General features: G+C 52.0%; 11 protein-coding genes and 6 tRNA genes. 3 read left to right on the top strand and 14 right to left on the bottom strand.

Going from position 1 to position 13,506, the window contains the following annotated elements; all coding sequences use genetic code 11:
- Position 1: 1 nt before the first annotated feature.
- The 11 genes from ACCW76_RS19910 to nagB all read right to left on the bottom strand — a co-directional run bounded on the left by ACCW76_RS19910 (position 2) and on the right by nagB (position 6,804).
- Positions 2–76, bottom strand: a tRNA-Gln gene (locus ACCW76_RS19910).
- 6 nt (positions 77–82) lie between these two features.
- Positions 83–159, bottom strand: a tRNA-Met gene (locus ACCW76_RS19905).
- Between the two features lie 28 nt (positions 160–187).
- Positions 188–262: transfer RNA gene (locus ACCW76_RS19900), tRNA-Gln, on the bottom strand.
- Between the two features lie 34 nt (positions 263–296).
- A tRNA-Gln gene (locus ACCW76_RS19895) sits at positions 297–371 on the bottom strand.
- A gap of 21 nt (positions 372–392) precedes the next feature.
- Positions 393–477 (bottom strand) — tRNA-Leu (locus ACCW76_RS19890).
- 7 nt (positions 478–484) lie between these two features.
- Positions 485–561, bottom strand: a tRNA-Met gene (locus ACCW76_RS19885).
- Between the two features lie 215 nt (positions 562–776).
- Positions 777–2,444 (bottom strand): asparagine synthase B, encoded by a 1,668-nt coding sequence (gene asnB / locus ACCW76_RS19880; protein ID WP_436339884.1) that lies wholly within the window; start codon positions 2,442–2,444, stop codon positions 777–779.
- A 330-nt stretch (positions 2,445–2,774) separates the two neighbouring features.
- Positions 2,775–3,527, bottom strand: a complete 753-nt coding sequence (locus tag ACCW76_RS19875; protein ID WP_034829095.1) for an HAD-IIA family hydrolase — start codon at positions 3,525–3,527, stop codon at positions 2,775–2,777.
- Between the two features lie 39 nt (positions 3,528–3,566).
- The gene (gene nagC / locus ACCW76_RS19870) at positions 3,567–4,787 is read right to left on the bottom strand and encodes a DNA-binding transcriptional regulator NagC (RefSeq protein WP_224930088.1); all 1,221 of its coding nucleotides are present in this window, start codon (positions 4,785–4,787) and stop codon (positions 3,567–3,569) included.
- Positions 4,788–4,794: 7 nt separating this feature from the next.
- Positions 4,795–5,943, bottom strand: coding sequence for an N-acetylglucosamine-6-phosphate deacetylase (gene nagA / locus ACCW76_RS19865; RefSeq protein ID WP_436339881.1), 1,149 nt, complete (start codon positions 5,941–5,943; stop codon positions 4,795–4,797).
- 60 nt (positions 5,944–6,003) lie between these two features.
- A complete protein-coding gene (gene nagB, locus ACCW76_RS19860; RefSeq protein ID WP_034829102.1) occupies positions 6,004–6,804 on the bottom strand; it encodes a glucosamine-6-phosphate deaminase in 801 nt (266 codons plus the stop codon).
- 342 nt (positions 6,805–7,146) lie between these two features.
- Here nagB and nagE point away from each other — a divergent pair, with 342 nt between their 5' ends.
- The 3 genes from nagE (at position 7,147) to ACCW76_RS19845 (ending at position 11,620) form a co-directional block, all read left to right on the top strand.
- Complete coding sequence (gene nagE, locus ACCW76_RS19855) at positions 7,147–9,171, top strand: N-acetylglucosamine-specific PTS transporter subunit IIBC (RefSeq protein WP_045816530.1); 2,025 nt, start codon at positions 7,147–7,149, stop codon at positions 9,169–9,171.
- A 151-nt stretch (positions 9,172–9,322) separates the two neighbouring features.
- Positions 9,323–10,990, top strand: a complete 1,668-nt coding sequence (glnS, locus tag ACCW76_RS19850; protein ID WP_038648266.1) for a glutamine--tRNA ligase — start codon at positions 9,323–9,325, stop codon at positions 10,988–10,990.
- 234 nt (positions 10,991–11,224) lie between these two features.
- The gene (locus tag ACCW76_RS19845; protein WP_034829107.1) at positions 11,225–11,620 is read left to right on the top strand and encodes a hypothetical protein; all 396 of its coding nucleotides are present in this window, start codon (positions 11,225–11,227) and stop codon (positions 11,618–11,620) included.
- Between the two features lie 61 nt (positions 11,621–11,681).
- Here the strand turns inward: ACCW76_RS19845 and fur are convergent, their stop codons facing one another.
- The 3 genes from fur to ybfE form a co-directional block, all read right to left on the bottom strand.
- Positions 11,682–12,131 carry a ferric iron uptake transcriptional regulator gene (fur, locus tag ACCW76_RS19840; protein ID WP_058962149.1) on the bottom strand — a complete coding sequence of 150 codons (450 nt, stop codon included), beginning with the start codon at positions 12,129–12,131 and terminating at the stop codon, positions 11,682–11,684.
- Between the two features lie 355 nt (positions 12,132–12,486).
- Positions 12,487–13,017 carry a flavodoxin FldA gene (gene fldA, locus ACCW76_RS19835; protein ID WP_034829111.1) on the bottom strand — a complete coding sequence of 177 codons (531 nt, stop codon included), beginning with the start codon at positions 13,015–13,017 and terminating at the stop codon, positions 12,487–12,489.
- Positions 13,018–13,152: 135 nt separating this feature from the next.
- Positions 13,153–13,428 (bottom strand): LexA regulated protein, encoded by a 276-nt coding sequence (gene ybfE, locus ACCW76_RS19830; protein ID WP_034829114.1) that lies wholly within the window; start codon positions 13,426–13,428, stop codon positions 13,153–13,155.
- Positions 13,429–13,506 lie beyond the last annotated feature (78 nt).

Below are 13,506 nucleotides of genomic sequence, written 5' to 3'. Positions count from 1 at the left end.
TTGGCTGGGGTGCAGGGATTCGAACCCCGGAATGCTGGTATCAGAAACCAGAGCCTTACCGCTTGGCGACACCCCAAAAATTTGGTGGCTACGACGGGATTTGAACCTGTGACCCCATCATTATGAGTGATGTGCTCTAACCAGCTGAGCTACGTAGCCTGAGTTTACTGCTTACTGCATCCGATAATGGCTGGGATACCTGGATTCGAACCAGGGAATGCCGGTATCAAAAACCGGTGCCTTACCGCTTGGCGATATCCCATTTGTCGACTCGCATCCACGAGTAAATATCGGATTGGCTGGGGTACCTGGATTCGAACCAGGGAATGCCGGTATCAAAAACCGGTGCCTTACCGCTTGGCGATACCCCATCCGGCTGCCGAAGACTGAAATGGTGCGGGAGGCGAGACTTGAACTCGCACACCTTGCGGCGCCAGAACCTAAATCTGGTGCGTCTACCAATTTCGCCACTCCCGCGAAAAGATGGTGGCTACGACGGGATTTGAACCTGTGACCCCATCATTATGAGTGATGTGCTCTAACCAGCTGAGCTACGTAGCCATCTTTTTTCGCTAACCTTCATCGGCGTTGCGGGGCGCATTATGCGTATTGAGCTTTGTAGCGTCAACAAGTTTTTTGCCGTTTTTTGCCTTAAAACGCCTGTTTGACTGGCTTGTAACCAGGGTGGCGATTTATTCAGCAGTTTTCTATCGTCACATCGACGATGAAAACAAAAAGGGGCCTTTACAGACCCCTTATCCTACTCATTCACAAGCTTATTTGTAGGCGGACTGATGCACGCCGACAGCACGACCAGATGGGTCATCCATGTTTTTGAAAGCTTCATCCCACTCAATCGCTTTGGCAGATGAACAGGCAACAGATGGACCGCCCGGAACACACTCTGCTGCACTGGCAATCGGGAACAGCTCTTCAAAGATTTCGCGGTACAAATACGCTTCTTTCGAGTTCGGCGTGTTGTACGGGAAACGGAAGTGCGCGGTAGACAACTGCTGATCGGTGATCTGCTTCGCGGCCACTTCTTTCAGGCTATCGATCCAGCTGTAGCCTACGCCATCAGAGAACTGCTCTTTCTGACGCCATGCCACGCTTTCCGGCAGGTAAGAAGAGAAGCATTCACGCAGAATGTGTTTCTCCATTTTGCCGTTGCTGCCGCACATTTTGTCTTCCGGGTTGATGCGCATCGCCACATCGAGGAATTTCTTATCGAGGAACGGTACGCGCGCTTCAACGCCCCATGCCGACATCGCTTTGTTGGCACGCGCACAGTCAAACATGTGCAGCGCCAGCAGTTTACGCACGTTCTCTTCGTGGAATTCCTGAGCGTTAGGTGCTTTGTGGAAATACAGGTAACCACCAAACACTTCGTCCGCACCTTCACCAGACAGCACCATTTTGATGCCCATTGCCTTGATTTTACGCGACATCAAATACATCGGCGTAGAGGCGCGAATGGTGGTGACGTCATAGGTTTCGATGTGGTAAATCACATCGCGAATCGCATCCAGACCTTCCTGCACGGTGAAGTGAATCTCGTGGTGCACGGTGCCCAGATGTTCCGCCACTGATTTGGCCGCTTTCAGATCAGGTGAGCCTTCCAGACCTACCGCAAAAGAGTGCAGCTGTGGCCACCAGGCATCACTTTTATCTTCATCTTCCACACGTTTTGCCGCAAAGCGCTTAGTCACGGCAGAAATGATAGAGGAATCGAGGCCGCCAGACAGCAGCACGCCATAAGGCACGTCAGACATCAGGTGGCTTTTCACTGACTCTTCCAGTGCATGCTTCAGGCCCGCAGCGTCAGTGGTGTTCTCGGCAACGGCAGCGAAATCCATCCAGTCGCGCTGCCAGTAACGACGGATTTCGCCATCGCTGCTGCACAGGAAGCTTCCCGGCGGGAATTCTTTGATGGTGCGGCAAACCGGCACCAGTGCTTTCATTTCAGAGGCGACAAACAGGTTGCCGTGCTCATCGTTGCCCATGTACAGCGGGATAATCCCGATGTGGTCACGGCCAATCAGATACTGCTGCTTCACGCTGTCCCACAGAATAAAGGCGAACATACCTTGCAGATCATCGAGGAAATCGAGACCTTTTTCCTGATACAGCGCGAGGATCACTTCGCAGTCAGAACCGGTCTGGAACGCATAACGATCGCTCAGTTCAGCACGCAAAGCCTGATGGTTGTAGATCTCGCCGTTCACGGCCAGTACGTGGGTGTGGTCAGCGTTGTACAGCGGCTGTGCACCGTTGTTAACGTCAACAATCGACAGGCGCTCATGCACCAGAATGGCTTTGTCATCGGCATACACACCAGACCAATCCGGGCCACGGTGACGCATCAGACGGGAACACTCCAGCGCTTTCTTGCGCAATTCAACAGGATCGGTTTTCAGATCCAGCACACCAAAAATCGAACACATAACTGACTCCTGATCTCACCTTGCGGCGATGTTATTTCTACGTTTGTCTGGCAGCCTTGACTGCGTGATGTATAAGAAAATGCGCTATCTGGTGGTGTTAACGCAAGTGAAATTGCGATCTTTTGATAAAAAGATTGTTGTGATGGCTTAAAAATTGAATTTTATCTAATTTAATGTCGATTAAATTAGATGGTGTCTAATGAATTGGCGTTTTGGATGATTTCCTGCGCAATTAACGTTGCACTGAATCATGATAAAGGGGGGCAAAAACAAACGCCCTGCTCACAGGGCGTGCGGGCAGGGCGATAAGTAAACGCGATAAGAGCAGGTTTAGAACAGGTCGATATCGGCCACTGAAGGGTAAATCCAGTCAGGGCGAAAAGGCATCGCATCAATGTCACTCAGCGTCGAAACCCCGGAGAGCACCAGAATGGTTTCCAGTCCCGCCTGGAATCCGGCCAGAATATCGGTGCGCAGGTTATCGCCGACAATCACCGTCTCTTCCGAGTGGGCATGCATCTTATTAAGCGCAGCGCGCATGATATACGGGCTCGGTTTGCCGACATAAAACGGTTTGCGACCAGAGATGGTTTCGATACCGGCGCAGAGTGCACCGCAGGCTGGCACAAAACCGCGTGCATGGGTATCCGGGTTGGTGGCGATAAAGCGTGCGCCATTGGCCACAAAGAAAGCCGCTTTGTGCATCATTTCCCAGTTAAAGGAGCGCGTCTCCCCAACAATCACAAAATCGGGATTCACATCGGTGATGGTAAATCCGGCTTTATACAGTTCGTGAATCAGCGCGCCTTCGCCAATCACGTAGGCTTTTTTGCCTTCCTGACGACGTAGAAAATCGGCGGTCGCCATCGCCGAAGTATAGAACACCGAATCCGGTACCTCGACACCCGCATTGGCAAAACGGTTTGCTAGATCCTGAGCGGTTTGCGACGGATAGTTGGTCAGCACCACCAGCGGCATCTCTTTTTCAAGGATGCGCTGCAGAAACTCATTCGCGCCTTTCACGGCGGTATTGTCGTGCATCAGCACGCCGTCGATGTCACAGATTACGCTTTTGATGGTCATATTAGTTTCCGGTCGGGCCCGCCAGACGGCAGGCTTCAATTATTCTTCCAGCAGGTGCTGCAGCAAAATACCATTCAGCATCGCACGTTTCGCCAGGGCAAAGGCGCCAATAGCGGAACGGTGATCCAGTTCGGAACGCACCACCGGCAGGTTTTTGCGGAAGGCATTCAGCGCCTGGGTATTAATGCAGCCTTCAATCGCCGGGAACAGCACTTTGTCTGCGTCGGTGATTTCCCCTGCCAATACCACCTTTTGTGGGTTGAACAGGTTAATGGCAATCGCAATCGCTTTCCCGAGATAACGCCCTACATACTCAATCACTTCGCAGGCCAGCGCATCGCCCTGGTTAGCGGCACGGCAAATTTGCGGCATCAGGCAGTTATCCAGCGTCAGCGTGCTGGGATAGCCCTGGTTGAGCAGATGGCGCACGCGATTTTCAATCGCGCCGTTGGCGGCAATAGTTTCCAGACAGCCAAAGTTGCCGCAGTGGCAGCGCTCGCCCAATGGGTCAACCTGGATATGGCCAATTTCCCCCACGTTGCCGTTGCTGCCGAGGAAAATATGGCCGTTAGCGATGATGCCCGCGCCGGTACCGCGGTGTAAACGCACCAGAATGGAGTCTGCACAGTCGCGACTTGCACCGAAATAGTGCTCCGCCAGCGCCAGGCTACGGATATCGTGACCGACAAAGCTGGTGACGTTAAAGCGTTTCTGCAAGCTGGATACCAGCGGCCAGTGGCTGACAGTAATGTGCGGCATATAGCGAATAATGCCGTTAATCGGGTCTACCAGGCCCGGCAGAATCACCGCGATCGCGATTAATTCATGAATCTTGCGTTGATGCGCCGCCATAAATGCCGTGATGGCATTGAACAGCGCATTCTCCAGCGTTTCCTGGGTGCGCTCAGGCAGGGGATAATCTTCCTGCGCCAGCGATTTGCCGCTCAGATCGAATAACGTCAGCGTGGCATCATTGCGTCCTAAGCGAACGCCAATGGTATGAAAATGGCGAGTTTCGGTAATGATGGAAATGGCGCGGCGACCACCGGTAGAGGCTTGTTGCTCTACCTCTTTGATCAGGCCGCGCTCAATAAGCTGGCGGGTAATTTTCGTGACGCTGGCGGGCGCAAGCTGGCTGAGATCGGCGATCTGTATACGCGATATCGGCCCTTGTTGATCAATTAGCCGATAAACGGCTGCGCTATTGAGTTGTTTGACAAGATCGACATTTCCTATTTGAGTCTGGCCGCCAGTGGTCATTCAGTACTTACTCGCTGAGGACGTCGTCTCCATTGACTAACGTCTTAGTGATTTGATAATCGCGGGTAAAGACAGTGAGATTAGCGACTTTTCCTGCTGTCACTGAACCCAGCTGTTTTTCCACACCCATTGCCTGGGCCGGGTAGAGCGTTGCCATACGCAATGCTTCATCCAGCGCGATACCACAATGTTCTACGCTGTTTTGCACCGCTTCAATCATGGTGAGCGCAGAACCGCTTAAGGTACCGTTTTCGTCAACGCAAAGGCCGTCGCGATAGTATATTGTTTTGCCTGCAAAAATGAATTTATCAATCGACGCGCCGGCAGGTGCGGTTGCATCCGTTACCAGCACCAGCTTGTCACCTTTGATACGCTTTGCATTGCGCACGTTAGCGTAGTGGACATGTAAACCATCCGCAATAATGCCGCAGTATACATCAGGTGAATCAAACAGCGCACCGATCAGTCCAGGCTCACGACCGGCGAAGGTCGGCATGGCATTATAAAGGTGAGTGGCAAAAGAGACACCCGCACTAAAGCCCGCTTTGGCTTCTTCATAAGTGGCGTTTGAATGGCCTGCAGAAACAATAATGCCGGCATTGCGCAGCTTGCCAATCACTTCGGCACCGGCGTTTTCTGGCGCCAGCGTCACTTTGGTAATAACATCCGCGTTAGCGCAAAGGAAATCGACCATCTCCGCATCGGGCAGACGAATCAAATCTGGATTGTGGGTGCCTTTTTTGGCTTTGTTCAACCATGGGCCTTCCAGATGCAGGCCTAACGCCTGATTCGGATGTTTTGCCAGATAGGCGCGCATGGTTTCGATGGCACGCTTCATCAGCGCATTAGTGCTGGTGATCAGCGTTGGCAGATAACTGGTGCAGCCTGATTTTTCGTTGGCGCGCTGCATGATTTCCAGCGTTTCCACGCTCAGCGCATCGATATCATCGTTAAACTGCACGCCGCCGCAGCCGTTTAACTGCAAATCAATAAATCCGGGAGCGATAAACGCACCAGCCACATCCTGCTGTGTCATCGTTGCATCAAGCGCATCTCGTGGGCACACGCGCTCAATCAGGCCATCTGCAATCACCACTGCATGATTGTCCAGAATTTCATGACCGGTAAAAATCCGGCCGTTCACTAATGCGTACATCGTTTTTCTCTCCCGGCTAAGCCTGCCACCTTAAGGCAGCAGGTTTTTCACAACGTGTTCTCACACACCTTTCATATTTTCCGCTTCCATTTCGCGGAAATATTTCACGGTTTTCACTTTCAGTTCCATGGTGGCCGGTTCGTCACACACCACCACAGATTTCGCATGCAGCTGCAGGCAGCTGATGGTCCACATATGATTAACGTTACCTTCTACAGCGGCCTGCAACGCCTGCGCTTTCAGATGGCCCGTCACCAGAATCATCACTTCTTCGGCATCCAGCAGCGTACCCACACCCACGGTCAGAGCGTATTTTGGCACCTGATCGACATCGCCGTTAAAGAAACGCGAGTTGGCGATGCGGGTATCGTGCGTCAGGGTTTTAATGCGGGTGCGGGAAGAGAGTGAAGAAGCCGGCTCATTAAAGGCAATGTGTCCGTCGTTGCCCACGCCGCCCATGAACAGATTAATTTTACCGTAAGAGCGAATCTTCTCTTCGTACTGGCGACATTCTGCGTCAATATCTGGCGCATTGCCATTCAGAAGATTGATATTTTCTGGTTGGATATCAACGTGATCGAAAAAGTTGCGGTACATGAAACTGTGGTAGCTTTCCGGATGCTCTTTTGGCAGGCCCACGTATTCGTCCATATTGAACGTCACCACGTGCTTGAAACTAACCTGGCCCGCTTTGTGCATATCAATCAGGTGCTTGTAAGCTTCCAGTGGCGTACCACCGGTTGGCAAGCCCAGCACGAAGGGACGTTCTGCGCTAGGCTTAAACGCATTAATGCGGTTAACAATGTGGCGTGCAGCCCATTTACCCACCTGGGTCGGTGTGGCCAAAGGGATCAGTCTCATGTCTTCACCTCAATTAAGATTAGGAAAATGTTGTCGCCGATGCTGGTTTAGGTTGCTGCCATTAAGCGTAATCTGTTTAAGCGCAACCAGCAGGGAAAAGTGCGACTTGATATTTTTCATCATAAAATAAGTTTGTGGTGGTGGCTAGCATTTCGCAGTGATAAACGTCCATTATGGTGATTAAAGTCACAGTTACTGTGGTTTTAATTTGCGAGGCGAATTAATTTATCTTTACACTGCGCCTCGTGGTGAAAGATGTCATCAAGGTACCGGGCGTAGGGATAATAAAATCAACCCACGCTACGGCAAACGCCAGTCTCATAGGGGGAGAAAAAGGTGAGTATTTTAGGATATCTGCAAAAGGTCGGCCGCGCGCTTATGGTGCCGGTAGCGACACTGCCGGCAGCGGCAATCTTGATGGGGGTAGGGTATTGGATTGATCCAGACAGCTGGGGTGCAGGCAATGCGCTGGCCGCTCTGCTGATCAAGTCCGGTTCTGCCATTATCGAAAATATGTCAGTGCTGTTTGCCATCGGTGTGGCTTACGGTATGTCCAAAGATAAAGATGGTGCGGCCGCGTTAACCGGCTTCGTGGGCTTCCTGGTGGTGACGACACTCTGCTCACCTGCTGCGGTGGCGATGATTCAGAAGATTCCGGTCGATCAGGTGCCTGCTGCCTTCGGCAAGATCAACAACCAGTTCGTGGGTATTCTGGTCGGTATTCTCTCTGCTGAAGTGTATAACCGCTTCAGCCATGTTGAGCTGCCCAAAGCGCTGTCGTTCTTCAGCGGGCGCCGTTTGGTGCCGATCCTTGTCTCATTCCTGATGATCGTTGTGGCGTTTATCCTGATGTACATCTGGCCAATCATCTTCGGCGGCCTGGTGAACTTCGGTGAGCACATTCAGAAAATGGGCTCGGTGGGCGCAGGGGTGTACGCCTTCTTTAACCGTTTGCTGATTCCGGTCGGTCTGCATCACGCACTGAACTCCGTATTCTGGTTTGATGTGGCAGGCATTAACGATATTCCTAAGTTCCTTGGCGGTGCACAATCTATCGCGAATGGTACGGGTATCCCGGGCATCACCGGTCGCTATCAGGCGGGCTTCTTCCCGATCATGATGTTTGGCTTACCGGGTGCAGCATTGGCTATCTTCCACTGCGCACGTCCAGAAAACCGCGCGAAAGTCGGTGGTATCATGCTGGCTGCGGCCTTCGCGGCCTTCTTCACGGGTATCACTGAACCGCTGGAATTCTCCTTCATGTTCGTGGCGCCGGTGTTGTATGTGATCCATGCCGTATTGACCGGTATCTCGGTATTTATTGCTGCGAGCATGCACTGGATTGCAGGCTTCGGCTTCAGTGCCGGTTTGGTGGATATGGTGCTGTCAACGCGTAACCCGCTGGCGGTGAATTGGTGGATGCTGATCCCACAAGGTCTGGTGTTCTTCGCCATCTACTATGTGGTGTTCCGTTTCACTATTCAGAAATTCAACCTGATGACCCCGGGCCGCGAATTGTCTGCGGGTGATGAAACTGATGGTTATGACGTTAACGTCGACCATAGCGGTAATGGTGAAAGCCAGACTGAATCACTGGCACGCCGCTACATTGCTGCCATCGGCGGTTCAGACAACCTGACCAACATCGATGCCTGCATTACCCGTCTGCGTCTGAACGTCAAAGACTCAGCCCAGGTGAATGAAGGCGTGGCGAAACGTTTGGGTGCGTCCGGTGTGATTCGTTTGAACAAACAGAGCGTGCAGGTGATTGTCGGCACTCAGGCTGAAAGCATCGCCTCCGCAATGAAAACGGTATTGAGCAAAGGCCCGGTTGCTGCGGCTTCCGCTCCTGCCGCCGCTGCGCCGGTCGCGACTAAACCCCAGGCCGTGCTGAACACTGAAAAAGCGGTGATTGCTACGCTGGTGGCACCGGTGACCGGTGAGATTGTCGCGCTGGACGCAGTCCCGGATGAGGCGTTCGCCAGCAAAGCGGTGGGCGATGGTCTGGCAATCAAGCCAACGGACAAAACCGTGGTGGCACCGATTGCCGGTACCGTGGTGAAAATCTTCAACACCAACCATGCGTTCTGTCTGGAAGCCGCGAATGGCGTTGAGATCGTGGTACACATGGGCCTGGACACCGTGGCGCTGGAAGGAAAAGGCTTCACACGTCTGGTGGAAGAGGGGGCAACCGTCACTGCCGGTCAGCCGATTCTGGAGATGGATCTGGACTTCCTCAACGCCAACGCGCGCTCAATGATTAGCCCGGTGGTGGTCAGCAACAGCGATGATTTCGCCGGACTGAATCTGCTGGCAAGCGGTTCAGTGGTTGCAGGTGTGACACCGCTGTATGAAGTGAAAAACTAAGTCCTTGTGATTTAGCCAGAAGGCAGGAAGCAATTCCTGCCTTTTTTGTTTTAAAACGACCAACAAACGGTTGTTTCCCTCCTGCGCTTTGTGGATCATACTCCGTTACTTCGTGGTACAAATCACCCGCTATTGTTTTGAGGATTTTGAGATGAGTGAGGCTGAAGCCCGCCCAACGAACTTTATTCGTCAGATCATCGACGAAGACTTGGCGAGCGGTAAGCACAGCAGTGTGCATACCCGTTTCCCGCCTGAGCCCAATGGTTATCTGCATATTGGCCATGCGAAATCTATCTGCCTGAACTTTGGTATCGCCCAAGATTATCAAGGACAGTGCAACCTGCGTTTTGACGATACTAACCCGGTGAAAGAAGACCTGGAGTTCGTTGAATCCATCAAGCGTGACGTGCAATGGCTGGGCTTTGAGTGGAGCGGCAACATTCGTTACTCCTCAGACTATTTCGACCAACTGTTTAACTACGCCGTTGAGCTTATTAATAAAGGTCTGGCTTACGTTGATGAGTTGTCGGCGGAAGAGATCCGTGAATATCGCGGCACTCTGACTGCGCCGGGTAAAAACAGCCCGTACCGCGACCGCAGCGTGGAAGAGAACCTCGCGCTGTTCCAGAAGATGCGTGATGGCGGTTTCGAGGAAGGTAAAGCGTGTCTGCGTGCCAAAATCGACATGGCATCCAGCTTCATTGTGATGCGCGATCCGGTACTGTACCGCATTAAGTTTGCCGATCACCATCAGACCGGCAGCAAGTGGTGCATCTACCCGATGTACGACTTCACGCACTGCATTTCGGATGCGATCGAAGGCATTACCCACTCATTGTGTACGCTGGAGTTCCAGGACAACCGTCGCCTCTACGATTGGGTGCTGGACAACATCACCATTCCGCAGCATCCGCGTCAGTACGAATTCTCGCGTCTGAATCTGGAGTACGCGGTGATGTCGAAGCGTAAGCTGACGCAGTTGGTCACCGAGAAAGTGGTGGAAGGCTGGGACGATCCCCGCATGCTGACCGTTTCAGGTTTGCGCCGTCGTGGTTACAGCGCGGCCTCGATTCGTGAATTCTGCCGCCGCATCGGCGTGACTAAACAGGACAACATCGTTGAGATGGCATCGCTGGAATCCTGTATTCGTGACGATCTCAATGAGAACGCACCACGCGCGATGGCGGTACTCGACCCGTTGAAAGTGGTGATCGAAAACCTGCCCGCCGGCCACGAAGAAACGCTGACCATGCCTAATCATCCAAACAAGCCGGAGATGGGCACGCGTGAAGTGTCGTTCAGCCGTGAAGTGTGGATCGATCGCGCTGACTTCCGTGAAGAAGCCAACAAACAGTACAAACGTTTGGTTCTGGGCAAAGAAGTGCGTCTGCGCAATGCTTATGTGATTCGTGCTGAGCGTGTGGCGAAAGACGAAGAGGGTAACATTACCTGCATCTATGCCACTTGTGATGTCGATACCCTGAGCAAGGATCCGGCGGATGGTCGCAAAGTAAAAGGTGTGATCCACTGGGTTTCCGCCATTCATGGACTGCCAGCTGAGTTCCGTCTTTACGACCGTCTGTTCAGCGTGCCAAACCCAGCGGCGGCTGAGGATTTCCTCACCACCATTAACCCGAACTCGCTGGAGATCAAACAGGGCTTCGTGGAGTCAGGTTTGCGTGAAGCGGCCACTACCGCAGCTTATCAGTTTGAACGTGAAGGCTATTTCTGTGCCGATAGCGTCTACTCACAGCCGGGTAAATTGGTGTTTAACCGCACGGTTGGACTGCGTGATACTTTCGCGAAGATTGGCGAGTAATATCTTTCGTCGATAGCACAATATGATCATGAAAGGGCGAGCAATCGCCCTTTTTTATTGCCTGTAATTCGCCACGGGCAATGCATTATGCTGAAGGCGGCAAGCTGTGCTTGTTGTCTATTTTGCGACAATTCTGACTTTAGCAAAATTAACCCATTTGCGAGTGTGAAAAATTGTATTTCAGGTAGGCTATGCGCTCTAAATAGAGCTCTGCGGGTTATCAAAGGAAAAAAAATGACAAGTCTCGCCCTGGAAGCTAAGCATAGCGTGGTGGTTTTACATCAGCTTATTGAACGTGTTTTTAACCAGGTAGAAGGCAGTGATGACAGCATGGAACTGCTTTTGTCACACTTTCACCCGGATTTCAAAATGGTGACGCCGCTGGGTAAGCAGCTGGATCTGAATGAGACCGAAGTGCTGTTTCGCAAACTTCACGGTCAGCGGGAAGGGCTGCGCATTGCCACCAGTGAGCATGCCATCATTTCTCAACAGAGCCAGGAAGTGACGATTCAGTATCGTGAACTGCAGATGTTGAACGGCACCAATCAAACGCGCATCTCTTTGGCTGTGCTGGATTGCAGCACCACCATTCCTCGCTGGCGCTACCTCCACGAGACCTTTATCGCTTGATAACAGGCATAAAAAAACCGGTGACCAGCACCGGTTTTTTTATATTGCATAGCACACTCAATTACTTATCGTGGAGCGTCTCGTCTTCGCGGCAGTCTCCCAGTGCACAGTGGCCGTACAAGTACAGACTGTGGTTACTGAGTTTAATGCCATGGCGAGTGGCAATCTCACGCTGACGCGTTTCGATTGATTCATCGCTGAATTCGATCACTTTGCCACAATCCAGGCAGATCAAGTGGTCATGGTGATGCTGCTGAGTCAGTTCGAATACGGATTTGCCGCCTTCGAAGTTATGACGGGTGACGATACCCGCGTCATCAAACTGGTTAAGAACGCGATATACCGTTGCCAGGCCAATCTCTTCGCCCATATCGATCAGGCGCTTATACAAATCTTCCGCACTGACGTGATGGGACTCGGGGCCCGGTCCCTGAAGCACTTCCAAAATTTTCAATCTTGGGAGAGTGACTTTCAGGCCAGCCTTCTTCAATGCGGAGTTGTTGTCAGTCATTCGGATATTGTCCTGTTACTTTGCATGTCACTTACGGCGCAGGGGCCTTGAATGTTTAGGTCACGCGTATTCTCATTTGCGTCTCATTATAGAACTCAAGCAGTGAAATGAAAACCAGGGTATCGCGCAAATCAACAAAAGTCGTAAGGATAAATATCGCCTACGCCAGCGCGGAACGGTGTGGTTTGGGTTTCCATTTCACTCAGCCTCAGTCAACAATCAGAGGAATAAGCGGATGACCATTGCGGGTATTCTACAGATTTGCGGGGAAAAGTTAAAAAACCGTAGCTATTATTTTTATAGGAATTTCCTTTGCCCCAACGTGAGCCAGCGCTCACATTGGGGAGGCGATGCATCAGGCTTCGATGATCTCTTTCAACTGCAGCTCATCAAAAATCTGTTTCACCCAGGCGTCAACGCGTTCGTTGGTCAACTCAGGTTGACGATCTTCGTCAATCGCCAGGCCGAGAAAGTGTTTGTCATCGGCCAGACCTTTTGAGGCTTCAAAATGATAACCCTCGGTCGGCCAGTGGCCCACGATCACCGCGCCGTTGGGCTCAATGATGTCGCGAATCGTGCCCATCGCATCACAGAAATACTCTGCATAATCTTCCTGGTCGCCACAGCCAAACAGCGCCACCAGTTTGCCATTAAAGTCGATCTCTTCCAGCGTAGGGAAGAAGTCATCCCAGTCACACTGTGCTTCGCCGTAATACCAGGTAGGAATGCCCAGCAGCAGGATGTCGAACGCTGCGAGATCTTCTTTGGTGCTCTTAGCAATGTCATGCACTTCGGCGACATCTTTACCCAGTTGTTTCTGGATCATTTTTGCAATGTTTTCAGTGTTGCCGGTATCGCTGCCGAAGAAAATGCCTACGATTGCCATGGGTTTAGTAACCTCTTAAAGCCTGATTGTGAAAGTAAGTCAATTGACTGCACATGTTAGCGAATGATAGCAGACCGTTGAAAAGGGCGGAACGAGTAAAGCCTGAACTTTGTGTACCTGCGTGCGGTCAGCGCGCTAAGACAGTTTGAGTTGCGCCAGCAGCATTTGTTCAATCAATTCGCTGCGGCTGATGTTTTGTTGCTCGGCCAGCGTGTTCAGGGCGTCAACCGCTTCGCTGGACATTTTCAGCTCAACACGACGCAGCCCTCGCACTTTATCGCGCTTGAGCTGGTTACGTTTGTTGATACGCAACTGTTCGTCGCGTGTCAGCAGGCTGGTTTTGGGGCGACCGGGACGCCGCTCGTCTGCAAAAAGATCAAGCGTGGTACGGTCTGTCTGTTCTTTTGCCATGATTTGTGAAACTGAGTGGGCGCGAACGGCGGAAAGGCGCTGCGCGATTTATACATTATCGGCCCGACCACGGCGAAA

This window comes from Pantoea sp. C8B4 (assembly GCF_051336905.1).
Classification (GTDB): Bacteria; Pseudomonadota; Gammaproteobacteria; order Enterobacterales; family Enterobacteriaceae; genus Pantoea; species Pantoea rwandensis_B.
The sequence above is the reverse complement of the archived record's forward strand: the minus strand, read 5'-3'. Positions and strand labels throughout refer to the sequence as shown.

Coding starts and splice junctions, on each gene's coding strand:
- ybfE (WP_034829114.1), bottom strand. CDS start 13,428: ATGGCAAAAGAACAGACAGACCGTACCACGCTTGATCTTTTTGCAGAC.
- nagC (WP_224930088.1), bottom strand. CDS start 4,787: ATGACCACTGGCGGCCAGACTCAAATAGGAAATGTCGATCTTGTCAAA.
- fldA (WP_034829111.1), bottom strand. CDS start 13,017: ATGGCAATCGTAGGCATTTTCTTCGGCAGCGATACCGGCAACACTGAA.
- glnS (WP_038648266.1), top strand. CDS start 9,323: ATGAGTGAGGCTGAAGCCCGCCCAACGAACTTTATTCGTCAGATCATC.
- nagA (WP_436339881.1), bottom strand. CDS start 5,943: ATGTACGCATTAGTGAACGGCCGGATTTTTACCGGTCATGAAATTCTG.
- ACCW76_RS19845 (WP_034829107.1), top strand. CDS start 11,225: ATGACAAGTCTCGCCCTGGAAGCTAAGCATAGCGTGGTGGTTTTACAT.
- asnB (WP_436339884.1), bottom strand. CDS start 2,444: ATGTGTTCGATTTTTGGTGTGCTGGATCTGAAAACCGATCCTGTTGAA.
- nagB (WP_034829102.1), bottom strand. CDS start 6,804: ATGAGACTGATCCCTTTGGCCACACCGACCCAGGTGGGTAAATGGGCT.
- fur (WP_058962149.1), bottom strand. CDS start 12,131: ATGACTGACAACAACTCCGCATTGAAGAAGGCTGGCCTGAAAGTCACT.
- ACCW76_RS19875 (WP_034829095.1), bottom strand. CDS start 3,527: ATGACCATCAAAAGCGTAATCTGTGACATCGACGGCGTGCTGATGCAC.